We start from the raw sequence: 24,017 nt of genomic DNA on the forward strand, positions 1-24,017 counted from the left end.
GGTGGTGTCGACGGACGGAGTACGGGGGGTGGGGCGGGCGGCCGCACGGCACGCCGCGGTGGCGGTCCCGGGCGCGGGCAGGCGGGAGCCGCCCGGCGCGGGGAGCGCGGGGGCGGTCCGGGTCAACGCGCTCCTCCCGGGGCCGTCTCGGGAGTGAGGCGCAGGCCCGTGCCTGCGCGGGCGCGACGGAGTTCGGCGGCCTCCGTCCAGGTGGTGCCGCGAGGGGCGGCCGAGCGCAGCGCACCGGCCTCGCCCGGCCCCTGGGAGACGGACCAGCGGGTGTCCCGTACGCCCAGGTCGCGCGGGGCGGCGGCGAAGCGCCCCCGCCCCTTGCGGCGGCCGGCCGCGCGGGCGGCGGGCGCGGCGGCGGTGCGGAGGCCGGCGGGCCCGGAGGCGGCCGGGGCCGGGGCGGCCTCGCGGTGGGCGCCGTCCTGGACGACCTCCTCGTAGTCGACCGAGGAGGCGAACACACCGGTCCGCTCCCGCTCGCGGGCGGCCGCGCCCTCGGCGGACGCGCCCGCCGTGAGCAGGTCGAAGGAGGGGGCGGCGAGCTTCTCCTCGTCCGTCAGGTCGAGGAACTGCGCGGGCGCGAAGTACTCCCGGGTCGGCGTCAGCCGCACCGTCACCGGCGCCGTCGCCGGGTCGGCGTCGTCCACCGTCAGCTCGGGCTCGAGGTCGAGCCTGCGCGCGCCGTCCACGGGCGAGATGCCGTAGCGGGTCAGCGTGACGCCCAGCGGGGCGACCCGCTGCGTGAACGACAGACCGCCCAGCGGATGCACGACCAACCGGCCCTCTGCGTCGGGGAGTTCCCGCAGAGTGACGACGGTCCGGCCGGCCCCCGTGAGCTGGGCCGTCCAGTTGCGCGGGTCGGCGAGGGCCTCCTCCACCTTGGCCGCGACGTCCACGGCGGCGGGCAGGGCGGCGGGCGCGGCGTGCCCGCCGAAGGTCCGGTCGAAGCTGATCTCGCCGCTGAAGAAGAGCACCTCGAAGCGGGCGCGGCCGCGCACGTGCCAGGGTGCCGGGCCGGAGAGCGCGATCTCGACCCCGACGCCCGTGACCGTCCGGCTGCCGCGCTTGAGCGACACGTGCCCGGCGATGTCCACCTCGAAGCCGAACGGTTCGAAGCGCACGAGGGCGTCGAAGGCGAGCAGCCCCTCGACGCTGAAGCCGAGGGCCGCCGCGTACAGCTCCAGGCGGGCGCCGAACTGCACCGTGTTGGAGGTGAGCGCGAAGTACGCCTCCAGGCGGACGCGGGGGTTGTCGCCCTGGAGCAGCGACAGGTTGAGCCGCCGCAGTTCGGGGAAGCCCTCGGGCCGCTGGAAGCGGGGATGGAAGCCGCCCGCGGACAGGGCGAAGGACGGCCGGCCCTTCCACCGGGCCCGCATCGCCATGTCGCCGGTCAGCGCGAACGCGGCGATCCGCGAGTCGTGCAGGGTGGCGTCCACGGACGCCTCGCCGCGCTCGAAGTCGATGACGCCGAGCACGTCCATGTTGACGACGACGAGGGCGGTCTCCTCGGTCGGCAGTGCCATCCGCAGCCGCCCGAGCAGCACGAGCCGTACGGGTGTGGGCAGTTCGAGGAGCAGCGCCAGGTCGAGGGTGAGCAGGGTGGGCGTGCCCCAGCCGATCCTGGCCATCGGGCCGACCACGTGCCGGCCGGGAGTGGGCGGGAAGACGGCGCCGAGCGTGGCGACGATCTCGGGGGCTCGGCCCAGCGGGTCGCGCGGGAACAGCACCGAGTCCAGCGCCTTGCTGCGGATGCCGGCACGGAGGGTGTCCACCGACACGGAGCGGTTGACGCCGATCAGGCCGCCGACGCCGGACAGGGTGAAGCCGAAGCCGAGCTGGATCGGCGTGAACTCCGCCGACACCAGGATGAGCAGCGAGAAGCCCTCGCCGCCGTCCGGCATCCTCGTGGTGAGCAGACCGACGGCCTTGAGGGCGATGCTCTCCAGCTGGAGCGCGAGCACCCCCGCGTACTCGCCCTTGTCGCGGTCGAAGAAGAGGTAGCCGCCGCCGGTGACCGGTCCGGCGGAGACCTCCAGGGCGGCGCCCTTGGGCGGTGCGAAGGCGGCGCCGAGACCCACCGGCCCGAGGTTGCCGTCGGAGGTGGTGAGACCGGCCTCCAGGCCGATGCGCTCCACCGTGGCCCGTACGGGTCCCAGGTCGAGCCGGGCGGTGGCGGAGACGGACGCGCGCAGCTCGCCCTCGGCGGCGTCGGCGTCCAACCCGAGGTGGATCGCCTGGAGTTCGATCGGTCCGAGGCGGGCGTTGACCGGCAGGGTGGCGTCGAGCCCGGCGGAGCCGGTGAAGCCCAGGCCCTTGCGGCGCGACCACTGGAGGCCGAGCGCGAACTCGGTGCGCAGCCCTTCGGGAGGCAGCACCCGTGCGAGGAAGCCGTCCCCGTCGCCGCCCGCGACGACGACCGCGGCCTTGTCGGCGGCGATGCCGATCTCCAGGTCGTCGCGGCTCTGGGTGCCCTCCGGCACCTCCTCCAGGACGGCCTTCAGCCAGGCCCGGAAGCCGCCCAGTTCGAGGCGGGTGCCGGTGGCGCTGCCGAGGAGCACCGCGGGCGCGTCACCGGCGCCCGACTTGCCCATCTCCAGGCCGAGTTCGATCCGGCCCGCGGTGTCGGTGGCGAAGGACACCCCGCTGGGGCCGATGGCGACGGCGGGACCCGCGCCGGACAGGTCGGCGGCGATCGACCAGCCGTCGCCGAGGAGCCGGCGCACGGCGGCCCGGCCGCGCGGGACGACGACCACGCCGAGGTCGCCGGAGACGGGGGAGGAGATCGCCACGGTGGCGCCGATCTCGCCGCCGACCCCGGGCGCGACGGCGATCGGCAGGGCCAGGGTGAGCATGCGGCGGCCGAGCGCGAGGGACGCCTCGTCGAGGCCGGTGCCGTCGGTCTCGCCCAGACCCACGAGGACCCTGACGCCGAGTTCGTGCAGGAGTCCGCCGAGCCGCGGCAGCAGCTTCACGGCCAGCGCGTCGGCCGTCGCCTCGTCGACCAGGCCGCCCGGCAGGTAGTCGGCGCGCAGCGCGGCGACCGGGTCGGTGACCAGCTCGAGGAGCCGCTCCGGGCGCAGCCGGGCGCGCGCGACCGAGGTCCGTACCGCCTCGCCCTTCTCGTTGACGACCGGGGTCTGCTCCCCGGCCTCCTCGGGGAGCACCAGCACCCCGAGCAGGACCAGGACGTGGTAGAGCACGGCGTGGTGGCGCAGCAGCCAGTCGGTGACCAGGAAGTGGACGACGTCCTCGGCGAAGGCGGCCGCGTCGAACTCCGCGAGGGACGGCGGCACGTCCCGGACGAGCTCCACGGCGTCACCGACGACGTCGAGCAGCCGGCCGAGCCCTTCGAGGTCCTCCGGCGGGTGCTCGACCAGTTCCTGGAGGCCGCCGACGGCGCCCGCGGTGGTCGTCAGCCACTCGGCGACATCGGCCGCGCCCTCCTCGCCGGCGGCGGCCGGGTTCCAGCCGATCCGGGCGAGCAGCCGCGCGAGGTGCAGCGGGTTGGCGACGGCCTCGGTGACGGGCTGGACGATCCGCAGGATCTCGGTGACGAGGGCGCTCTGACCGTCGACGGGGCCCTGGGGCGCGTCGGGGCCCTCGGGTTCGCCGTCGGGGGGTGTCTCGGTCATGAGGGCAGTCCTTCGCTGTCGATCGCGGCGTCACGGGCGGTGGCGGCGGGGCCGGTGGTCTGGCCGACGTCCAGCGGGACCACGAGCCGGGTCAGCGGGGCGCCTCCCACGTTGCCGGGGAGGTGCCACCAGAGCGTCTGCGTCACGGACTTGGCGTCCTGGCCGTTCCAGACGAACTGGACCTCGCCGATGTTGTTGCGGCCGACGATCTCCCGGCCGCTGCCGGTGACGGCCATGTAGTCCAGGTGGTTGTCGGCGGCCTGTACGTACTGGGCGAGGGCGGCGCGGCGGTTTCCGGTCGCCGGGAAGGAGACCGGCGCGGGCCCGCCGGGGCGCGGCGCGGTGCCGTCCGGGTCGTCGTGGCGGTAATAGCTGAGCTCGTACTCCCACTCGGGGGCCGGGCTGTGCACGGTGGCGCCGTCGTGGAGTTCGAGCAGCGCCGGGCTCTCCTGGACGTGGACCGGGGCCAGGGGCAGGCCGAGGCCGCCGCGGGTGCGCACTTCCATGAAGCCGCCCGACGGGTTGGCCCAGCCGGCCCGGTGGGTGTGCGGCAGGTCGACGCGCTTGAGGTTGAACCCCGCGTGGTGCAGCAGCATCGTTCCCGTCGCCTCGTTCTTGAGCGAGCTGGACGTCAACTGGGCGAGCACCGCGCGGACGTGGCCGGGAGTCGAGCTGAACGGGGCCGACGCCCGGTAGGCCATCCGGGCGGCGAAGCCGTAGTGGACGTCGCCGCCGAGGGAGACGACGCGCCGCCGCCGTACGCCGTCGGCGCCGGGCGCCGCGTGGCCGAGCAGCCGGGCGATGAACTTCTCGAAGGCGCGCGGGTCGTGGCCCCAGGCCTCGTAGTCCTGGTCGAGCTGGCCCGGGTATCCCTGGAGCCGTCGCACGGCCGGCTGCGCGAACTCCTCGATGAGCGGGTCGCCGAGGACCGGGCAGGGCGACAGGAGCACGGTCACCTTCTCCAGTCCCTGGTCCTCGGGGGCCTCCACCATCGAGGCGAAGGTGGCGTCGGAGTAGAACAGGGACGGCGGGTCGGTGAAGCCGCCGCGGAAGACCCGCTGGGTGCGGGTGTCCACGGCCACCAGCTGGTGGGCCGGCCAGGTGATCGCGTAGTGCCAGACGAGCGAGCCGTCCCGGCGGACGATCCGCCCGGCCGAGTCCGCCCCGGTGGGCGTTCCGGTCCGGCGGGCGATGACCGCGGCGGGTCCCGCGGCCGTGTGGTCCGGTGCGGCGAGCGCCGTCAGCAGGTCGCGGCCCGCTTCGCCGCGCGGCCCGTCGGCGAACTGCTCCGGCGTGTTCCCCCAGCCCTGGCAGACCGCGTACGAGGCCATCGCGTTGCCGAGGAACTGCCGGCCGTGCGGGAGGTCGCAGACCTCGTGCACCCACTTCCTCGAGATGTACCAGTCGTCGGTGACCTCGTGGTCGTCGAACATCATGTACGTGGCCGTGTTGGCGAGCGCCCTGCGGACCATGCCCAGGGTGCCCCGGAAGCCGTCCAGGTGGTCGCTCTCGGCCACGTACTCCATCAGCCGCTCGTGCGCCTTCTTGTACTCCGGCTTGTCCAACAGGCCGAAGTACTCCGTGTGGTCCGGGTTGCCCAGCTCGGCGGTCTCCCTGGGGAAGAGTTCGGCGAAGAACCGTATCGGTGGCACGGCCGGCCACAGCGTCGGAGACCACACCATGAGGTACATGGCGAGGAACTCCGAGAACCGCAGCAGATGACTGCGCGCGTGGGTGCTGGTCATCTTGAAGTCGTCGAGGACCATGCTCTGGCGCCAGCCGGGCCGGAAGGACCACTTCTGGTGGGCGGGATGGACCGTCGGGAAGGTCTCGTCCCGGCCGAGCAGCGTCCGGCCGTACACGGTGCAGATGTGGAGCAGCCCGTCGGCGACGTCGTCCGCGTAGATCTGATCACCGGTCAGGATCAGCTGCTGGGGCCGGCGCCGGGTCGAACCCGCGTCGGCCTGGAGCACCTCGTCGAGGATCGAGAGGGCGTCCGTGCCCCCGGCGTGCGGCTTGCGGCACGAGGCGTGGAAGAGCCGGAGCTCACCGGGGTGGTACGGCGGGGTGATGAAGCTGGGGTGGGTGGGCGCGCCCGAAGTCCCTTGGTACAGGAGGGCCTTGCGGGCCGCTGCCTCGTCCGCGGCGATCACGCCGGGGGAGAAGAGGTCCGGCGCACCGGCGTCCACCGGCGTCGTCGGCGAGGAGAGGTCCTCGCCGAACCGCACCGTGTACCGGTGGATCATGCCGGGCCTGAGCGTCCCCCCGGAGGGGACCGCCGCGGTCACCGCGACGAGGTGAAGATGCTGTCCGATCCGCGCCGTGACCCGGGTGCCGGTGAGGTGGGGCGTCGCGGGGAGCGCGCCCAGGGCCCCCTCGTGGACGTCCAGCGTCACCTTGCGCGGCGCCTTCAGCGCCAGCCACACGGTGACGGTGTTCCGGTCGACCCGCCGGACGATCGGTCCGGCGAGGACCAGTGGCAGTGCCGCGACGTCCAGCGCGGGAAGGGCGGACGCCCCGGTCCCCGCGCGCGCTCCTGATACCCCCACATGTCCCCCTGTCAGTGCGATGGCGAGCGCGATCGTACCTTCACAGGAAATACATCCGACAGACACATGACAGGCGTGTCGTGAAGAACTTTCCTTACGGCAGGGGGACTTCCGGATCTACACCTGACCCTCCGTCACCCTCTGCGCAGGGCGCCGCCCTCGGCGGGGCACGGACTCCAGGAGGAGTCGTGTGTACGGGTGTTCGGGGGCGTCGAGGACCCGGTAGGCCGGACCCGACTCCACGACCGCACCCGACTTGAGCACCAGCACCTCGTCCGCGATGTGCCGGACCACCGCGAGGTCGTGCGTGACGAAGAGGTATCCGACCCCGGACTCCTCCCTGATCGTGCGCAGGAGTTCGATGATCTGCGCCTGGATCGACACGTCGAGGGCGGCGACCGCCTCGTCCAGGACCAGGACCCTCGGCTCCACCGCAAGGGCGCGCGCGATCGCCACCCGCTGGCGCTGGCCGCCGGAGAGCCCGCGCGGCAGCGCCGCGGCCTCCCGCGCGCCCAGGCCGACCTGGTCGAGCAGCTCGTCGACCCGGGTCCGGCGGGCGGACGCGTCGAGCGGGGTGTGCAGCCGCAGCACCTCGTCCAGGCAGCCCGAGACCGTGATCCGGGGATCGAGGGAGAGGTACGGATCCTGGAAGACCATCTGGATCTCCCGGGCGCGGGCGAGGCGTTCGGCCCGGCCGCGGGGCCGTGCCGAACGGTCCCGGCCGTCGAGCCGGACGGTGCCGCCGTCGGGGCGTTCCAGACCCACCAGCATGCGGACCGTCGTCGTCTTGCCGCTGCCGGACTCCCCGACGATGGCGAGCGAGGAGCCGGGTGCGAGCGCGAACGAGACGTCGTCCACGGCCGTGTGGTCGCCGTACCGCTTGCGCAGCCCTTCGACGACCAGCCCCTCCTTGGTCGAGACGGTCACAGCGTGATCCCTTCGTCGGCGCGGTGGCAGGCGGCGAACCCGACGGCGTCCGCGGCCAGTCGGGGTGTCTCCTCGTGGCAGCGCGGCACCGCGTGGCCGCAGCGCGCGGCGAAGGCGCAGCCGGGCGGCGCCTCGGCGAGGGAGACGGGGCGGCCCGGGATGGGCCGGGGGGCCGGGGCGCCGGGCGCGATGCTCGGAGTGCAGGCGAGCAGGCCTGCCGTGTACGGGTGGCGCGGGCGGTCGAACAGCTCGTCGGTGGACCGGGTCTCCACGATCCGGCCGGCGTACATCACGTACACGCGGTCGCAGACCGACGCGGCCAGTTCGAGGTCGTGGGTGACGAAGAGCATGCCGGTGCCGCGTTCGGCCCGCAGCCGGGCGAGGATCGAGATGATCTCGGCCTGGGTGGTGACGTCGAGGGCCGTGGTCGGCTCGTCGGCGACGAGCAGGTCCGGTTCGCTCGCGAGGGCCGCGGCGATGACGACCCGCTGGAGCATGCCGCCGGAGAACTGGTGCGGGTGGCGGCGCAGGGCGCCGCGCGGATCGCGGATGCCGACCGCGTCGAGGAGCTCCTCGGCGCGGGCGGTGGCCTTGGAGGCCGGGGTTCCGGCCGCCCGCAGTCCCTCGGTGAGGAAGTCGCCGACGCGGCGCAGCGGGTTGACCGAGGCGCGCGGGTCCTGGAAGACCATCGAGACCTGACGGGCCCGCAGCGTGGTGAGTTCGGCGCGGTTCATGGTGAGGACGTCCCGTCCGGAGACCAGGACCCGGCCGGTGGTGCGGGCGCCTCCGGGCAGCAGTCCGAGGACGCTGCGGCAGGCCACGGACTTGCCCGAGCCGGACTCGCCGACGAGTCCGACGGTCTCCCCCGGCCGCACCGTCAGGCTCACTCCGTCGAGGATCGGCCGGGCCGCCCGGTCGCCGGCGAGGCGGACGTCGAGCCCGTCGATCTCCAGGACCGGCGCCCCATCCGTCTGTGCGCGCATGCCGTTCACCGTTCCCGCTTCGCGATCCGGTCGGCGAGCCCCTCGCCGACGATGCCGAACGCCACCACGGCGAGCACGATGCACGCGGAGGGCGCGAGGGCCGGCAGCATCGCGCCCTGGAGGACGGCCGCCTGCCCCTCGTTGATCATGGCGCCCCAGTCGGCGGCCGGCGGCTGCACGCCGAAGCCGAGGAAGGACAGCGCCGCCAGGTCCATCAGCGCGTACCCGAAGTTCATCGCCGACTGGGCGAAGACCGTCGGCGCGATGTTGGGCAGCAGGTGGCGTACGCAGACGGTCCAGCCGGACCAGCCCTGCACCCGGTACGCCTCGATGTACGGCCGGGCCTTCTCCTGCCGTGCGATGCCGCGCACGAGGCGGCCCACGTACGGGGTGTAGGCGACGGACATGGCGATCACCGGGGCGGTCAGGCCCGAGCCGACGACCGACACGAGCAGGATCGCGAGCAGCAGGCCGGGGATCGCGAAGACGAGGTCCATGGACCGGGACAGGACCGTGTCCGCCCAGCCGCCCCGCCAGGCCGCCACCACTCCGAGGAGGGTGCCGAGCAGGGTGGAGACGGCGACGACGAGCAGCGGCCCGAGCAGCCCGGTGCGGGCGCCGTGGATCAGCCGGGACAGGATGTCGCGCCCCGACTGGTCGGTGCCCAGCAGGTGGTCGCCCGTGGTGCCGGCCAGGCTCGCGGACAGGTCCAGCGCCTCCGGGTCGTACGGGGCGAGGACGGGCGCGAGCAGGGCGACCAGGACGAGCGCGGCGAGCACGGCGACCGAGACCGTGAAGAGCGGTCCCTGGCCGAACAGGCGCAGGGCCCGGAGCCCCGGCCTGCGGTACGGCACCGCGGAGGTGGTGGTGGTCATGAGGAGCCTTCCCCGAGGGAGAGACGGGGGTCGATGAGCGGGGCGAGCAGGTCGACCACGAGGTTGACGAGGACGAAGGCCGCCACGCTCAGGAGCGTGATCGCCTGGACGACGGCGAAGTCCTTCGCCGTGACCGACTGCACGAGCAGCGAGCCGAGCCCGGGGACGTCGAACGCGGTCTCGACGATCGAGGTGCTGATCAGGAGCCCGGCGAGCATGGTGCCGCCGACGGTGACGACGGGGCCGAGCGCGTTGCGCAGCACGTGCCGGCGGACCACGGCCGGGCCCGCGACGCCCCGGGCCCGCGCCACCTCGACGTGGTCGCGGCCGAGTTCGTCGAGCATCGCGGAGCGGGTCACCCGGGCGAGGAGTCCCGCGAAGGACAGCGCCAGGGCGACGGCCGGCAGGGTCAGCTGGTGGAGCCGGCCCGACAGGTCCTCCGCCGTGCCGCCGCCGGGTCCGGGGAACCAGCCGAGCTGGACGGAGAACAGCGACACGAGCGCGATGGCCGTGACGAACGAGGGCGTGGCGGTGGCGACGCCGGTGCCGACGAGCACCATGCGGTCCAGGAGCCCGGGGCGCAGCGCGGCGAGGACGCCGGCCGTCACCCCGAGCACGGCGACCAGGACGGCGGCGTATCCGACGAGCAGGGCGGTGCCGGTGAGCCGGGAGCCGATGAGCGCGGACACGTCCTGGTGGTACTGCGCCGAGCGGCCGAAGTCGCCGCTCAGCACGCCGCCGAGCCACTTCAGGTACTGCGTGGCCAGCGGGTCGTCGAGGTGGTGCTCCGCACGCAGGGCCGCCACGGCCTCGGGGGTCGCGGGGCGGCCGTGCAGCAGGAACGACACCGGGTCGCCGGGGGCCAGGTGGACGGAGCCGAAGACCACGAGCGAGGTCACGAACAGCACCGCCGCCAGGCCGAGGAACCGTCCGACGAGGTAGCGCGTCATCGCTTCGCGGCCCCGATCGTCGCGGCCCACGGGTAGTAGAGCTGGGCGATGCCGGCCGGGGCGCCGGTGACCCGCTTGCCGAGGAAGACCGAGTGAGGGGCCTCGTACACGGGGATGATGGGCAGCTCGTCGAGGGCGATCTTCTGGAGCTTCGCGGTGAGCTCGGCGCGCTTGCCCGCGTCGGGCTCGGAGTTGGCCCGGTCGAAGGCGACGTCGTACTCGGCGTTCGACCAGTTGCCGTAGTTCCCGAAGTCGCCGGTGCGCAGGTACTGGTAGAACTCCAGCGGATCCGGCGTGTTGTCGTAGCCGATGGTGATGACCAGGTCGAGCCCGGTGCGGGCGTTCGGGTCGACGAAGAGGGAGCTGTACGCGTCGGGGGAGACCGGCTTCAGTTCGACTTCGAGGCCGATCTGGCGGCCGGCGGCCTGGACGGCGTTGGCGACGACGCTGATCTCGGGCGCGAGGGTGCTGGTGGCGATGGTGATCTTCCGGCCGGTCGCCCCGGCCTCCTGGACGAGCTTCTTCGCGGCCGCGATGTCGTACACGGGCTCGGGCAGCGTGTCGTAGAGCGTGGCGGTCTTCTCGGGAGCCAGGGCCCAGGCGCCGCGCGCGGCGGGGGCCTTGGCCGGGACGCCGACGCCGCCGGCCGCGGCCTTGATGATGTTCTTCCGGTCGAGGGCCGTCGACAGGGCCTTGCGGACCTTCAGGTCGCCGAGCGCGCCGTGGTAGTCGAGGACCGCCAGGTTCGCGGCGCCCGTGTTGGGGCCGAAGAAGAGCGTGCCCTTGCCGCTGGAGCGCAGCTGGGCGAAGGAGGACGACGGGACCATGTAGCCGCCGTCGGCCGTGCCGGAGAGGAAGGCGTTGGAGCGGGCGGCCACGTCCTCGATGAAGGTGAACTTCACCTGCTCGGACTTCGGGGTGAGCTTCGTGTCCCAGTAGGCGGGGTGCTTCTTGAGGGTGATGCTGTCGCCCTGGGCCCAGGTGTCGAGGGCGTACGGACCGGTGCAGTTCAGCTTGCCCTTGGGCGTGCCGTAGTCCTTGCCGCCCTCGGCGAGCGAGGCGGCGCTCACGACGGTGCCGGGGGAGGCGGCCATCAGCTCGTGGAAGAGGACGTCGGCCTTGCCGAGGCGGATCGTCACCTCCAGCGGCCCGGTCTTCTCGATCGCGTCGACGTTCTTGAAGGAGGAACCCCACGGGGAGCCGGTCTTCGGGTCCATCTGGCGCTTGAGGGAGGCGACCACGTCGTCGGCGGTCATGGTGGTGCCGTCGTGGAACTTCACCCCGGGGCGCAGCGTGTAGACCAGGGTGCGCGGGTCGGGCTGCGTCCACTTCACGGCGAGGCCGGGCTCGGTCTTCAGATCGGGCGTGACGCGCAGCAGCTGCTCGCAGACGTTGGCCAGCACCGTGTTCGGCGGGTAGTCGTACGCGAGGGCGTAGTCGAGCGTGTACGGCTCGGCGTACAGCGACCAGGTGAAGGAGTCCAGCGGACCCTGCGCGGGCGGCGACAGCGGGGTCACCTTGAAGGACGCGCCGCCGCCGGCGGCCGGCGGCTTGGTGGCGCCGGAGCAGGCGGCCGTGGTGGCCGCGAGCGCGGCGGTGCAGGCGAGAAGCGCGATGGCTCTGGGCATGCGCATGGTGACCCACCCCTTTACGGGTGTAGTGACGGGCTCGGGGGGATGGAGCGAGTATTGGTGCGGGAACGTTCCCGCACAAGACCTGGAGGTGACTTTGCGGGAACGGTTTTGCAGAGGTCACGAGGGTGGCACCATCACCCCATGACCGAAGCTTCAGGGCATGAGGGGCAGCCCTCGCCGCCCACCCCGCGCGTCCGACTCGTCGACGTGGCCCGCGAGGCGGGCCTGTCCAAGACGACCGTCTCGGCGGCGCTGAACGGCACCGGGAGACTCTCCCCCGCAGTACGGGAGAGGGCCCGCGAGACCGCCCGCAGGATGGGCTACCGGCCCAACGCCACCGCGCGCCATCTACGCGCGGGACGGGCCCGGCTGATCGGATACGTCGTGGGAGGGGCCCCCGACGCGCTCTGGACCTATCTGGAGTCGCCGTACTTCGCCCGGCTCACCGGCGCCACCGCGGCGACCTCGCTGCTCCGTGGCTACGCCGTGGTGCTGCTGCCGGCCGGCACCCTGCAGGGCGAGTGGTCCGACCTGTCGCTCGACGGGGTCATCGTCGCCGACCCGGTCGCCGGGGACACCGTCATCGAGGACCTCCTGGCCGCCGGGATCCCCGTCTTCAGCGACCGCTCCGTGGAGGGGCGGTTCGGGGCCTCCTGGGTGGACGTCGACGCCGAAGGCGCCGTCGCCGAGGCCCTGGACCACCTGCGGGAGCAGGGGGCCCGGCGGCCCGTGCTCGTGGTGCCGGACATCGCCACCCGCTTCCACGTCGAGGTCGAGGCGGCGCACCGGGCCTGGTGCGCCGCCCACGGCCTGCCGGAGCTGGCCGTGCGCGTCGCGGAGTCCGGGAACGGGCCGGTGGTCCGGGCCGTCGAGACCGTCCTCGACACCCCGGACGGGGCCGAGCGGCCCGACGCCCTGCTCGTGGTCGCGGAGGCGAGTCCGCCCCTCGTCCTGGAGGCGGCGCGCCGGTACGGCTACGAGGTCCCGGACGACCTGCTGGTCGTCCTGGTCAGCGAGGACGCCACGGCGCTCTACACCGATCCACCGGTGACCACCCTGAGCCTGCGGCCCGAGGCGGTCGCGGAGGCCGGTGTCGAGCACCTCGTCGCGGTCCTGGAGCACGGCCGCAGGGAGCCCGCCGGGACGCTCGTGCCGACGCGTCTCGACGTCCGGGCCTCCTCCGTCCGGTCCGGGCGGGTCGAGTAGCGGCATCTCAGCGGGCGTACACGAGCTCGCCGCCGACGTACGTCCGCTCCACCCGGGCCTCGGCGATCTCCTCGGCGGGGGCGGTGAGGATGTCCCGGTCCAGGACCACGAGGTCGGCGAGGTGCCCGGCGCGCAGGCTGCCCGTGTCGTCGAGGCGGTTCACGTGCGCGGTGCCGGCGGTGTAGGCGGCGAGCGCGGTGGTGAGGTCGAGGCGCTGCTCCGCGTAGAAGACCCGGTCGTCGGCGGCCTCCGGGTCCCGCCGGTTGACGGCGACGTGGATGCCCTCGATCGGGTTCGGGCTGCTCACCGGCCAGTCGCTGCCGGCGGCGAGGGTGGCCCCGGCGCGCACCAGGTCGCCGAACGGGTACTGCCAGGCGGCGCGCTCGGGACCCAGGAACGGGATGGTCAGCTCGTCCATCTGCGGCTCGTGGGCGGCCCAGAGCGGCTGGATGTTCGCGATGGCGCCCAGCCGGGCGAAGCGGGTCAGGTCCTCCGGGTGGACGACCTGGAGGTGGGCGAGGTGGTGGCGGTTGCCGCGGTGTCCGTTGGCGGCGATCGCGGCCTCCACGGCGTTCAGGGCCTCGCGGACGCCCCGGTCGCCGAGCGCGTGGAAGTGGACCTGGAAGTCGAGGGCGTCGAGCTCGGTCACGTACCCGCACAGCGCCTCGGGGTCGACGAAGCTCAGGCCGCTGTTGCCGGTGGCGCAGCCGCAGCCGTCCAGGTACGGGGAGATCATGGCGGCGGTGAAGTTCTCCGCGATGCCGTCCTGCATGATCTTGACCGAGCCGGCCCGGAACCGGCCCGCGCTCAACTTCTCGCGCCGGGCGACCAGTTCGGGGATCTGCTCGGCGCCGCGCTCGCGGTCCCACCAGAGCGCGCCGGTCACGCGGGCGGTCAGCGAACCGTCCTGGGCGGCGGTCATGTACGCGTCCGAGGGGTCGGTCATGCCGCTGAACGAGCCGAGCAGCGCGTCCTGCCAGGCGGTGATGCCGAGCGAGTGCAGCAGCTTCTGGGCCCGCAGCAGACCGGCGAGCCGGTCCTCGTGCGTGGCCGGCGGCACGAACCGGGCCACCAGGCCGATCGCGCCCTCCTGGAGCGTGCCGCCGGGGTGGCCGTCCGCCTCCCGCTCGATGCGGCCGTCGGCCGGGTCCGGGGTGTCGGCGGTGAGCCCGGCGAGCTCCAGTGCCCGGGAGTTGGCCCAGGCGCCGTGGTGGTCGCGGTTGGACAGCAGGACCGGCCGGTCCGGGACGACGGAGTCGAGCAGCTGCCGGGTGGGCAGTCCGCCGTCGAAGCTCTCCATCGACCAGCCGCCGCCGGTGATCCAGGTCCTCTCCGGGTGGGCGTCCGCGTACTCGCGGATCCGCTCCAGGTACTCGGCGACGCCGACCGTGCCGGTCAGATCGCACTCGGCCAGCTCCTTGCCGCCGCCGACGGCGTGGATGTGGGCGTCCTGGAAGCCCGGCAGCAGCAGCTTGCCCGTCAGGTCGACGACCTCGGTGCCGGGGCCCATGAGGTCCCGGACCTCGTCGTGCCCGACGGCCGCGATCCGGTCGCCGACGACGGCGAGCGAGGTCGCCCGGGTGCGGGCCGGGTCCGCCGTGAAGACGGGGCCGCGGGTGAAGACCAGATCGGCCGTGCTCATGTGCGCTCCAGAACATGGGATGACGTGTGGTGGGGGCCATGGAAGCGGCAGGTTCGGCCACACGTCAATGGCGTTGACATAAGCCCCCGGCGGGTCGAACGGGCGGTTCCCGAAAGGCGGTCGGCCGCAGCCGTTTACACGTCAACAACGTTGACGTAATGTTCCGGCCATGTCCGAACGCGTCGTGCCCGAAGGAAGCAGGCAGCGCCGCCGCCCCACCAAACAGGGCGCCGTCCTCTCGGAACGGCTCATCGTCGACACCGCTCTGCGCCTGATCGCGCAGCACGGCGCGGAAGCCCTCTCCGTACGGAGGCTGGGCGCCGCGCTCGGCGCCGACCCGACCGCCCTCTACCGCTACTTCCGCAACACCGACGCCCTGCTCCTCGCCGTCGCCGACGAGATGATCGGCCGCGCGCAGGAGGGCTGGACGGCGACCGGCGACTGGCGGACCGACCTCCGCGCGATGGGCGTGCGGATCAACTCCTGCTACCGGAACAACCCGCAGGCCGCCGTCCTCGCGGCCCACCGCACCACCGGCCGCACCCACGAGACCCGGGCCGTCGAACGGATCCTCGGCATCCTCAGGACCGCCGGCTTCCCCGACGACCTCGCCGTCCGGATCTACCACGCCTTCGTCGACCAGGCTCTCGCCTTCGCCGCCCAGGACGCCGCCGCGGCCGCGCTGCCGTCCGCCGCCCGAGAGAAGGACGAGGAGGTCTGGCACGAGGTGTACGGCAGGCTGTCGCCCGACACCCACCCCAACATCGCCGCGACCTTCCCCCTGCTCGCCGCCGACATGAGCGGCAGCGGCTACCCCTTCGCCCTGGAACTGATGCTCGCCGCGGTGGAGGCCCTGCGGCCGGCCGGCGCCGGCGGCTGAACGAAGAGGGAGGCGTCCCCTCCGCGGGCGGGAGGCCGTCCCTCGGGCCCGGCCTCCCGCCCGCACCCGCACCGCGCACGACCTCAGCCGGTCGCCACCCGCGAGAAGCGCCCCACGGCGGCGAGGTCGGCGCTGATCAGGCCGGCCGTCTCCCGCAGCGGCGGCAGCAGGGCGGCCAGGCTCTCCTGCGGCGTGGCCCGGCTCGCGTGCAGGGCCACGTTGACCGCCGCGACCGCCCGGCCCCGTCCGTCCGTGACGGCCACCGCGAGCGAGCGCAGGCCCTCCTCCAGCTCCTGCTCGACCCATCCGTAGCCGCGCGCGGCCGTCGCCGCCACCACCTCGTCCAGCCCCTCGTGCGTCGTCACCGTGCGCGGGGTCAGCGCCTCCGGCGTGATGCGCCCGAGGCGCTCGGCACGCTCGTCCTCGGTCAGGTCCCCCAGGAGTACGCGGCCCATCGAGGTCGCGTACGCCGGGAGCCGGGTGCCCACCGTGATGTCGATGTGCATGATGCGCGTGCCGGCGACCCGCGCCACGTACCGGATGTCGTCACCGTCGAGCACGGCCACCGACGCCGACTCGTGCACCCGCAGCACCAGGGCGACCAGATGCGGGGTCGCGATCTCCGGCAGGCTCAGGCCCGACAGGCGGGCGTAACCCAGTTCGAGAACCCGGGGCAGGACCACGAACCCGCCCGGCTCCTCCCGGACGTACCCCAGATGGCGCAGGGTGATCAGCGACCGGCGCGCCGTCGCCCGGGGAAGCCCGGTCAGCCGGGCGAGCTCGGCGAGCCGCACGGGACCCCTGACGCCGCCGAAGGCGCGCAGGACGTCGAGACCGCGGGCGAGAGACTGCAGGAAGCCCGAGCCGAGTTCCTCCTTGAGGTCCGCCCTTCCCGGCGCGGGCGCGACTGCGGGCGGGGACCCGGGCGGGGCTTCCGGTGCGGTGGCCTCCGGCGGTGACTCGGGCGGGGCTTCCGCTGCCGTGACCTCGGGGGCGGTCCCCGGCGTGGCCGGGGGCATGAGCCCTGAGGCGGCCGGTGGCATGGGCCCCGGGGCGACTCCCGGCGCCGCGACCCCTGGGCGCGCGCCCGCCGCGGCTTCCCGCGCCGCGAGGGCCGCCTCCATCGCCGCGACGGCGCTGCGCAGCGGCGGCAGGGCCCGCTCCGTCAGTGACCGGGCGGTGTGCCGGCTGGTGTGGCTCACGACGGCGACCGCGCAGACCACCGCGCCGTCCGGTGCCCGTACGGGCAGGGCGACGGAGAGCAGGCCCGGCTCGATGAGCTGGTCGTCGACGGCGACGCCGCTCTCGCGGGCCTCCCGCACCCGGTCGAGGAACTCGGCCTCCACCTCGTCCGGCGGGGCCGCCGGGCGGGGCGGTACGGACGGGAAGGCGGTGTCCAGCGGGTCCTCGGCGCGTCGCGCCCGCCACCGCTCGCGGCCGCCCGCGTCCCAGTGGGCGGCGAACAGGGCGCCGGGCGCGCACCGTTCGGCCGGCAGCAGACCGCCGGGCCGGAAGGAGATCGCCATGGCGCGGTGGCGGGTCGCCTGGGTGAGGAAGCGGACGCCGTCGCGGTCCGGAACGGCCAGGGACACCGACTCGTCGAGCGCGTCGGCGAGGGCGGCGGCGTGCGGCCCGAGGAGTTCGGGGAGCCCGGAGGAGGCGAGATAGGCGTTGCCGAGTTCGGCGGCCCGTGGGGCGAGGAGCAGGTCGCGGCCCTCGGTCCGCAGGAGGCCGAGGCGGACGAGTGTCGTGGCGACCCGGTCGACGGTCGACCGGGCCAGGCCGGTCGACCGGGCCAGGTCGCCGGGACGGTGGCGCACGTCGGACCCGGCGGCCATCACGCGCAGCACGGCGAGTCCCCGCTCCAACGGCCCGACCGACTCGGCGGGTGCGCCCTCGGCCTCGGTGGGCTGCGGCATCGTCCGGACTCCTCGGGGCGCGGGGGCGAGCGGGGCGCCTGGACGGCGCGGGCCCACCGTACCCGCCACCCGCGGCGAGACCCCCGGCGCGTACGGGCCACCGGCACCCGTCACCGCCCGGCGCGCGTGCGGGACGCCTGGACGGACCCGACCCGCGGGCACGCCGAAGGGGCGACCGCGGGAAGCGGCTGCCCCTGCCCCGTGTCCCGGGATCAGGCGAAGAAGCGGTACACCGCCTGGGCGACGCACGCCGGCTTGGCGACGCCGTCGATCTCCACGGTGAGGTCCACGACGACCTCGACGCCGCCCTTGACGTCCTCGACGGACACCACGCGGCCGTGCGTGCGGATCTTCGACCCGACGCGCACGGGGGAGGGGAAACGCACCTTGTTCAGGCCGTAGTTGACCGCCATCGCCACGCCCTCGACCTGGAGCAGCTCGCTCCACATGGGGATGAGCAGGGAGAGGGTGAGGTAGCCGTGGGCGATGGTGCCGCCGAAGGGACCGGTGGCCGCGCGCTCGGCGTCGACGTGGATCCACTGGTGGTCGTCGGTGGCGTCCGCGAAGGTGTCGACGCGCGGCTGGGCGATCTCGACCCAGGAGCTGTGGCCGAGGTCGGCTCCGGCCTGGGCCTTGATCTCGTCGATGCCGTGGACGGTGAGAGCCATGGTGGTACTCCTCTGGAGGTACAGGGGGATGCGAGGGAACGCGGGAGGGCCGTCGAAAGGGCACGTCGAACGGGCACGACGGACGGCTGCACCGGCGGGACACCGGCAGGAGCGTCAGCCGTCGTCGCCGTAGCGCGCCCGGATGGGGGCCTTGAGCAGCTTCCCGGTGGCGTTGCGGGGGAGGTCCGGTGCGAGGACGACGCTCTTGGGGATCTTGTAGCGGGCGAGCCGGGCCTCCAGGTACGCGAGCAGCTCCCCGGCGGTGAGGGTCGCTCCGGCGCGGGTGACGACGACCGCGCGTCCCACCTCGCCCCACCGGGCGTCGGGCACGCCGATGACGGCCGCCTCGGCGACGTCGGGGTGTCCGAGGAGGGCGTCCTCGATCTCGGCGGGGTAGATGTTCTCGCCGCCTGAGATGATCATGTCCTTGATGCGGTCGACGAGGCGTACGTAGCCCTCCTCGTCGACGACGGCCACGTCGCCCGACCGGAAGCGCCCCCCGTCGCGGAAGGCCGCGGCGGTCGCCTCCGGGAGGTTCCAGTAGCCCGGGGTCACGTTCGGCCCGGCGACGACGACCTCGCCCTTCTCGCCGGGCGCGGCTTCCTCGCCCGAGGGCAGCAGCACCCGCACGTCGGTGAAGAAGTGCGGGACGCCGGCCGAACCGGCGTGGCTGAGCGAGTCGGCCCGGTCCAGGATCAGCGCGCCCGGCGCGGTCTCCGTCATGCCGTAGCCCTGGACGAAGGCGAGGCCGCGGTCCAGATAGGCGTGGGCGGTGCGGGTCGGCACCGGGGCGCCGCCGCAGAGCAGGGTGCGCAGACTGGTCAGGTCCGCGTCGGCCCACCGCGGGGTCGCCGCCATCGCGTCGAACATCGTCGGCACGCCGAACATGAAGGTGACGCGGTGCCGTTCGACGAGGCGCAGGGTGCGCTCCGCGTCGAAGGAGGACTCCAGGAGGACCGTGCCGCCCTTCAGGAGGATCGGCAGACAGCTCATGTTGAGGGCGCCGGTGTGAAAGAGCGGTGCGGCGACCAGGGCCACCTCGTCTCCGGCGAGGTCCGTGTCCACGAGGACGTTGAGGCTGTTCCAGATGATGTTGCCGTGGGTGAGGACGGCGCCCTTGGAGCGGCCGGTGGTGCCCGAGGTGTACATGATGAGGCAGACGTCCTCGTGGCCCACCTCCTCGTCGACCGGTTCCGTGGACGCGGCCGCGAGCAGCTCCTCGTACCGGGCGCCCGGTCCGCCGTCCACGGCGAGGACGGTGCCGAGGCCGGCGCCCTCCGCCAGCTCCCGCACGCGCTCGGCCGACTGCCCGGCGTGCACCAGGACGGTGCTGCCCGAGTCGGTGAGCTGATGGAGCAACTCCGGTACGGCGAGGCGGGTGTTGAGCGGAACGAACACCGCTCCCAGCAGGCCGGCCGCGAAGAGCGTCTCCAGGTAGGACGGATGGTTGGGGCCGAGGAACGCCACCCGGTCACCGCGCTCGACCCCGGCACCCCGCAGGGTGTGGGCCAACCGGGTGCAGCGGTCGTGGAGTTCGGCGTAGTCGACCGCGCGGCCCTCGTGCAGGAGGGCGGTGCGCCGGGGTGACCTGCGGTCGCGGCGTGCGGGCCACGAGCCGATGCCCTGGTTGCGCATGGGATCCCCTCAGTTTCCGGTGAGACCGAGCAGCCTGGCCGCGTTCTCCTTGAGGATCTTCGGACGGACCTCGTCCTTGATCGGGAGCTCCGCGAAGTCGGCCAGCCAGCGGTCGGGGGCGAGCAGCGGGAAGTCGGAGCCGAACAGCACCTTGTCCTTCAGGAGGCTGTTGGCGTACCGGACCAGCTGCGGAGGGAAGTACTTCGGCGACCAGCCCGACAGGTCGATGTACACCTGGGGCTTGTGGGTGGCCACCGCGAGCGCCTCGTCCTGCCACGGGAAGGACGGGTGGGCGAGGACGATCCCCATCCCGGGGAAGTCCGCGGCGACGTCGTCCACGTCCATCGGGTTCGAGTACTTCAGCCGGATGCCGCCGCCGCCCGGAGCGCCCGCGCCGATGCCCGTCTGCCCGGTGTGGAAGACCGCGATCGCACCGGCCTCCTCGATCGCCTCGTACAGCGGGTACGCCATGCGGTCGTTGGGGTGGAAGGCCTGGATGTTCGGGTGGAACTTGAAGCCCTTGACGCCGAACTCCTCGACGAGCCGCCGGATCTGACGGACCGCCGCCTTTCCCTTGTACGGGTCGACCCCGGCGAACGGGATGATCACGTCGGGGTTCCGCAGCGCGGCCTCGGCGATCTCCTCGTTCGGTACCGGAGCGGTGCCGGTCGCGGACTCCGCGTCCACCGTGAAGACCACGCACGCCATCTGCCGCTCGCGGTAGTACGTGGCGATCTCCGGCAGTGTCGGGTGGCGGTGCTCCGCCTTGAAGTACGCGCCGGCGGCGGCGTCGAGCTCGTCGGAGAGCGACGCGCAGCCCTTCTCGGACACCTCGGCGTGGGTGTGCATGTCGATGGCGACGAGCGCGTCCACGTCCATCGCGCCGTGGCCGCTCACAGCTGCGGCGCCGGGATGCCGAAGGTCTCCGGGCTACGGCCGACGGTCACCGGCCAGGCGGCCGCGATCGCTTCGGCGCTCCAGCCGCCGTCCGCGTAGGCCACCGACACCTCCTGAGGGTGCGACCAGAGCGCGAGCTTGTCGCCGCCGATGCCGACGCACTGGCCGGTCACGCCGGCGGAGGCGTCCGAGGCGAGGAACGTCACGAGTCCGGCGACGTCCTCGGCCGTGCCGAAGCCCTCGCCCTTGCGCAGGCTGTCGGGGAGCGCGATGCCGTCCTTCTCCAGGGCCTCGACGTGCGGGGCGAAGACGGGGATCGTCTTCGTCATCGCGGTCGCGGCCACCGGGATGACGGCGTTCGCGGTGATGCCGGCCTTCGCCAGCTCCATGGCCCAGGTGCGCACCATGGCGGCGATGCCGGCCTTGGCGGCGGCGTAGTTGGTCTGGCCGAAGTTGCCGCGCTGCCCGGCGGGGGAGCCGGCGACGACGACGCGGCCGCCCTCGCCCTGGGCGCGCATCTGCTCGACGGCGGCGCGGACGCAGGTGAAGGTGCCGCGCAGGTGCACCTCGACGACGGTGTCGAAGTCCTCGTCCGTCATCTTCCACAGCACCCGGTCGCGCAGGACGCCGGCGTTGGTGACCATCACGTCGAGCCGGCCGTAGCTGTCGACGGCTCGGGCGACGAGGGCCCGGGCGGCCTCGGCGGAGCCGACCGGGACCACTTCGGCGACGGCACGTCCGCCGTCGGCGGTGATCAGGCGCACGGCCTCGGCCGCGGCGTCGGCGCCCACGTCGTTGATCACGACGGCGGCGCCGGCGGCGGCGAGCGAGCGGGCGTAGGCGAGGCCGAGTCCGCGGCCGCTGCCGGTGACGACGGCGACCTTGCCGGTGAGATCCACATGAGTCATGAGCGGGGTCCTTCCCGTGAGCCGGGTGCGGGGCGCGAGGTGACGCGGCCAGGAGCACGCACCGGCGAGGCAAAAGCTAGGCACATTCTCGTCTGCGGTCAATAAACTGCCGAACATTCATGGTGAGCTGCGACTGCCGGGCCTACGCTGTCCCCCGTGATCGCATCCGACCCACCGCAGTCCTCCGAAGCCGACCCCGAAGCGGCCGGCCGCGGAGCCCCGCCCCGCACCCAGTCCCTGATGCTGAGCTTCTTCGGCATCCACGTCCTCGGCACCGGCACCGCCCTGTCGTCGGCGAGCGTCATCGACGCCTTCGCCCGCGTCGAGGTGGGGGAGGACGCCGTCCGCTCGACCCTCACGCGGATGGTCGGCAGGGGGCTGCTCGAACGCCACCGGCGCGGCCGCAGGATGTACTTCTCGCTCACGGACCGGGCCGCCGAGGTCCTCGCCGACGGCGAGGAGCGGATCCGCCGCACCGGAGCGGTCAACCGCGCCTGGGACGGCACCTGGACCCTGGTCGGCTTCTCGCTCCCCGAGTCCTGGCGCCGTGAGCGCCACGACCTGCGCTCCCGGCTCGTCTGGGCGGGCTTCGGCCCCCTGCAGAGCGGACTCTGGGTCGCGCCCGGCCGCGTCGACGTCGCCCCCGTCGCGGCGGAGCTCGGGCTGGGGGACCGTATCAAAGCCTTCCACGGCGAGGCCGCCGCGCCCACCGAGGCCGGCCCCCTGCTCCGCACCGCCTTCGACGTCGACGCCATCGCCGAGGGCTATCGCGCCTTCCTCGCCCGCTGGGGCGACGGCCGGCTGCCCGCGGAGGCCCGCGACGACCTCGGGCTGCTGCTCCTGCTCCACACCGACTGGCTCGACCTGGTCCGCCGTGACCCCCACCTGCCCGCCGAGCACCTCCCCGGGGAATGGCCCGCCGAGCACGCCGAGGCGCTGTTCCGCGAACTCTCCGCGCGCTTCGAACCCGGGGCCCGCAGGATCGCGGAGGAGATCCTCGACCGCTGGGACCCGGCCGCGTAGACCCGTCCGGCGGATCACGTGCGATGCGCGGGGCCCGAGGGCGCGGCACGTCACGAGGTGATGCGCGGGGCCCGAGGGAGCCCCAGGCCACGAGGTGATGCGCCGGACCCGAGGAAGCCCCAGGCCACGAGGTGATGCGCCGGACCCGAGGGCGCGCCACCGGCGGCGCGCCTTACGTCAACACCATTGACCTTGTTCCGTGCGGCGGAGTCTCATGGCGGCACTTCGGAGGCGCCCCTCGCCCGGGCGCCTCCGCGACCCGTAAGGAAGGTCCATGGATCACCTCGCCTCGCTCCGGGACGTCGAGCACACCCCGTTCTGGCTCGACGACCCCCGGCGGCCCCGGCCCGCCCCCGCACTGGTCGGCGGCACCACCTGCGACCTGCTCGTGGTCGGCGGCGGCTACACCGGCCTGTGGACCGCCCTCGTCGCCAAGGAGCGCGACCCCTCGCTCGACGTCGTCCTCGTCGAGGCGGACGAGGCCGGCGGCGCCGCCTCCGGCCGCAACGGCGGATTCTGCGAGGCCAGCCTCACCCACGGCCTGGCGAACGGCCTCCAGCGCTGGCCCGGGGAGATCGGCCTCCTGGAGCGCCTGGGCCGCGAGAACCTCCAGGCCATCGAGGACGCCGTCGAGCGCTACGGCATCGACTGCGACTGGGAGCGCACCGGCTCCCTCGTCGTCGCCACCGAGCAGTACCAGCTCGACGGCCTCGCCGAGGAGGCCGAGGCCGCCGCCCGCTACGGCGGCAAGCCGCTCCTCCTCGACGCCGAGGCCGTCCGCGCCGAGATCGACTCCCCGACCTTCCTCGGCGGCCTGTGGAACCGGGACGACGTCGCTATGGTCAACCCGGCCCGGCTCGCCTGGGGCCTCAAGCGGGCCTGCCTCGACCTGGGCGTCCGCATCCACGAGCACACCCCCGCGACCTCGCTCGACGCGCACGGCGCCGTCGTGGCGGTGGGCACGCCCTACGGTCGGGTCACCGCCCGCAAGGTCGCGCTCGCCACCAACGCCTACCCGTCCCTGATCCGGCGTCACCGTCCTTACACCGTCCCCGTGTACGACTACGCGCTGATGACCGAGCCGCTCACCGAGGAGCAGCTCGCCTCCGTCGGCTGGACGCGCCGCCAGGGCTTCGCGGACTGCGCCAACCAGTTCCACTACGTCCGGCTCTCCGCCGACGACCGCATCCTCTGGGGCGGCTACGACGCGGTCCACCACGGTGGCCCGGTGCGCGCCGAGCACGACCGCCGGCCCGAGACGTACGCGACGCTCGCCGAGCACTTCTTCACCACGTTCCCGCAGCTGGAAGGGGTCCGGTTCAGTCACGCCTGGGGCGGGGCCATCGACACCAGCACCCGCTTCTGCGTCTTCTTCGACACGAGTCACCGGGGCAAGGTCGCCTACGCCGCCGGTTTCACCGGCCTCGGCGTCGGCGCCACCCGCTTCGGCGCCGAGGTCATGCTCGACCTCCTGGCGGGCGAGGACACCGAGCGGACCGGCCTGGAACTCGTACGCCGCAAGCCGCTGCCGTTCCCGCCCGAACCCTTCCGCTCGATCGGCATCCACATCACCCGCTGGTCCATGGCACGCGCCGACCTGAACCAGGGACGCCGCAACCTCTGGCTGCGCGCCCTCGACCGCTTCGGCCTCGGCTTCGACAGCTGACCCGCACCACCGGG

17 protein-coding genes are annotated in these 24,017 nt (G+C 73.7%); 4 read left to right on the plus strand and 13 right to left on the minus strand.

All coding sequences use genetic code 11. The features are described from left to right. Positions 1–122: 122 nt before the first annotated feature. The 7 genes from OO54_RS00710 to OO54_RS00740 all read right to left on the minus strand — a co-directional run bounded on the left by OO54_RS00710 (position 123) and on the right by OO54_RS00740 (position 11,559). Positions 123–3,641: a DUF6603 domain-containing protein gene (locus OO54_RS00710; protein ID WP_033200896.1), complete on the minus strand. Its 3,519-nt coding sequence runs from the start codon at positions 3,639–3,641 to the stop codon at positions 123–125. Then, complete coding sequence (locus tag OO54_RS00715; protein WP_033200897.1) at positions 3,638–6,190, minus strand: metallophosphoesterase family protein; 2,553 nt, start codon at positions 6,188–6,190, stop codon at positions 3,638–3,640. The genes OO54_RS00710 and OO54_RS00715 overlap by 4 nt, the downstream gene beginning before the upstream one ends. A gap of 117 nt (positions 6,191–6,307) precedes the next feature. Then, complete coding sequence (locus OO54_RS00720; protein ID WP_033200898.1) at positions 6,308–7,117, minus strand: ABC transporter ATP-binding protein; 810 nt, start codon at positions 7,115–7,117, stop codon at positions 6,308–6,310. Beyond that, positions 7,114–8,100 (minus strand): ABC transporter ATP-binding protein, encoded by a 987-nt coding sequence (locus OO54_RS00725; protein WP_033201004.1) that lies wholly within the window; start codon positions 8,098–8,100, stop codon positions 7,114–7,116. Before OO54_RS00725 ends, OO54_RS00720 begins: the two co-directional genes overlap by 4 nt. 5 nt (positions 8,101–8,105) lie before the next feature. Beyond that, positions 8,106–8,975, minus strand: coding sequence for an ABC transporter permease (locus OO54_RS00730; protein ID WP_033200899.1), 870 nt, complete (start codon positions 8,973–8,975; stop codon positions 8,106–8,108). Further along, entirely contained in the window at positions 8,972–9,925 is a 954-nt protein-coding gene (locus OO54_RS00735) for an ABC transporter permease (protein ID WP_033200900.1), read from the minus strand. Before OO54_RS00735 ends, OO54_RS00730 begins: the two co-directional genes overlap by 4 nt. Beyond that, positions 9,922–11,559 carry an ABC transporter substrate-binding protein gene (locus tag OO54_RS00740; RefSeq protein ID WP_033200901.1) on the minus strand — a complete coding sequence of 546 codons (1,638 nt, stop codon included), beginning with the start codon at positions 11,557–11,559 and terminating at the stop codon, positions 9,922–9,924. Before OO54_RS00740 ends, OO54_RS00735 begins: the two co-directional genes overlap by 4 nt. Before the next feature lie 141 nt (positions 11,560–11,700). Between OO54_RS00740 and OO54_RS00745 the strand changes: the two genes are divergently transcribed. Continuing rightward, positions 11,701–12,765: a LacI family DNA-binding transcriptional regulator gene (locus OO54_RS00745; protein ID WP_051786619.1), complete on the plus strand. Its 1,065-nt coding sequence runs from the start codon at positions 11,701–11,703 to the stop codon at positions 12,763–12,765. Between the two features lie 7 nt (positions 12,766–12,772). On the opposite strand, the gene OO54_RS00750 is transcribed toward OO54_RS00745, so the two are convergent. Then, positions 12,773–14,407: an amidohydrolase gene (locus tag OO54_RS00750; protein WP_033200903.1), complete on the minus strand. Its 1,635-nt coding sequence runs from the start codon at positions 14,405–14,407 to the stop codon at positions 12,773–12,775. Between the two features lie 169 nt (positions 14,408–14,576). Here OO54_RS00750 and OO54_RS00755 point away from each other — a divergent pair, with 169 nt between their 5' ends. Further along, entirely contained in the window at positions 14,577–15,287 is a 711-nt protein-coding gene (locus tag OO54_RS00755; RefSeq protein ID WP_033200904.1) for a TetR/AcrR family transcriptional regulator, read from the plus strand. A gap of 83 nt (positions 15,288–15,370) precedes the next feature. Here the strand turns inward: OO54_RS00755 and OO54_RS00760 are convergent, their stop codons facing one another. The 5 genes from OO54_RS00760 to OO54_RS00780 form a co-directional block, all read right to left on the minus strand. Continuing rightward, the gene (locus tag OO54_RS00760; protein WP_033201005.1) at positions 15,371–17,206 is read right to left on the minus strand and encodes an IclR family transcriptional regulator domain-containing protein; all 1,836 of its coding nucleotides are present in this window, start codon (positions 17,204–17,206) and stop codon (positions 15,371–15,373) included. Positions 17,207–17,418: 212 nt separating this feature from the next. After that, positions 17,419–17,874, minus strand: a complete 456-nt coding sequence (locus OO54_RS00765) for a MaoC family dehydratase (RefSeq protein WP_033200905.1) — start codon at positions 17,872–17,874, stop codon at positions 17,419–17,421. Between the two features lie 114 nt (positions 17,875–17,988). Continuing rightward, entirely contained in the window at positions 17,989–19,509 is a 1,521-nt protein-coding gene (locus OO54_RS00770; protein WP_033200906.1) for an acyl-CoA synthetase, read from the minus strand. A 9-nt stretch (positions 19,510–19,518) separates the two neighbouring features. Continuing rightward, a complete protein-coding gene (locus OO54_RS00775) occupies positions 19,519–20,388 on the minus strand; it encodes an amidohydrolase family protein (RefSeq protein WP_033201006.1) in 870 nt (289 codons plus the stop codon). Positions 20,389–20,402: 14 nt separating this feature from the next. Beyond that, positions 20,403–21,314, minus strand: coding sequence for an SDR family NAD(P)-dependent oxidoreductase (locus OO54_RS00780; protein ID WP_033200907.1), 912 nt, complete (start codon positions 21,312–21,314; stop codon positions 20,403–20,405). Positions 21,315–21,470: 156 nt separating this feature from the next. On the opposite strand from OO54_RS00780, the gene OO54_RS00785 reads away from it, so the two are divergent. Continuing rightward, a complete protein-coding gene (locus OO54_RS00785) occupies positions 21,471–22,337 on the plus strand; it encodes a PaaX family transcriptional regulator (RefSeq protein ID WP_033200908.1) in 867 nt (288 codons plus the stop codon). Between the two features lie 274 nt (positions 22,338–22,611). After that, positions 22,612–24,003, plus strand: coding sequence for an NAD(P)/FAD-dependent oxidoreductase (locus tag OO54_RS00790; protein ID WP_033200909.1), 1,392 nt, complete (start codon positions 22,612–22,614; stop codon positions 24,001–24,003). The last annotated feature ends 14 nt before the right edge of the window (positions 24,004–24,017 follow it).

It is taken from the genome of Streptomyces wedmorensis (genome assembly GCF_000716445.1).
Classification (GTDB): domain Bacteria; phylum Actinomycetota; class Actinomycetes; order Streptomycetales; family Streptomycetaceae; genus Streptomyces; species Streptomyces wedmorensis.

Bases quoted from the DNA above. Each gene is read 5' to 3' on its own strand.
- OO54_RS00710 (WP_033200896.1), bottom strand. From the start codon at position 3,641: ATGACCGAGACACCCCCCGACGGCGAACCCGAGGGCCCCGACGCGCCC.
- OO54_RS00760 (WP_033201005.1), bottom strand. From the start codon at position 17,206: ATGCCGCAGCCCACCGAGGCCGAGGGCGCACCCGCCGAGTCGGTCGGG.
- OO54_RS00745 (WP_051786619.1), top strand. From the start codon at position 11,701: ATGACCGAAGCTTCAGGGCATGAGGGGCAGCCCTCGCCGCCCACCCCG.
- OO54_RS00775 (WP_033201006.1), bottom strand. From the start codon at position 20,388: ATGGACGTGGACGCGCTCGTCGCCATCGACATGCACACCCACGCCGAG.
- OO54_RS00750 (WP_033200903.1), bottom strand. From the start codon at position 14,407: ATGAGCACGGCCGATCTGGTCTTCACCCGCGGCCCCGTCTTCACGGCG.
- OO54_RS00735 (WP_033200900.1), bottom strand. From the start codon at position 9,925: ATGACGCGCTACCTCGTCGGACGGTTCCTCGGCCTGGCGGCGGTGCTG.
- OO54_RS00790 (WP_033200909.1), top strand. From the start codon at position 22,612: ATGGATCACCTCGCCTCGCTCCGGGACGTCGAGCACACCCCGTTCTGG.
- OO54_RS00765 (WP_033200905.1), bottom strand. From the start codon at position 17,874: ATGGCTCTCACCGTCCACGGCATCGACGAGATCAAGGCCCAGGCCGGA.
- OO54_RS00730 (WP_033200899.1), bottom strand. From the start codon at position 8,975: ATGACCACCACCACCTCCGCGGTGCCGTACCGCAGGCCGGGGCTCCGG.
- OO54_RS00755 (WP_033200904.1), top strand. From the start codon at position 14,577: ATGTCCGAACGCGTCGTGCCCGAAGGAAGCAGGCAGCGCCGCCGCCCC.
- OO54_RS00780 (WP_033200907.1), bottom strand. From the start codon at position 21,314: ATGACTCATGTGGATCTCACCGGCAAGGTCGCCGTCGTCACCGGCAGC.
- OO54_RS00740 (WP_033200901.1), bottom strand. From the start codon at position 11,559: ATGCGCATGCCCAGAGCCATCGCGCTTCTCGCCTGCACCGCCGCGCTC.
- OO54_RS00725 (WP_033201004.1), bottom strand. From the start codon at position 8,100: ATGCGCGCACAGACGGATGGGGCGCCGGTCCTGGAGATCGACGGGCTC.
- OO54_RS00770 (WP_033200906.1), bottom strand. From the start codon at position 19,509: ATGCGCAACCAGGGCATCGGCTCGTGGCCCGCACGCCGCGACCGCAGG.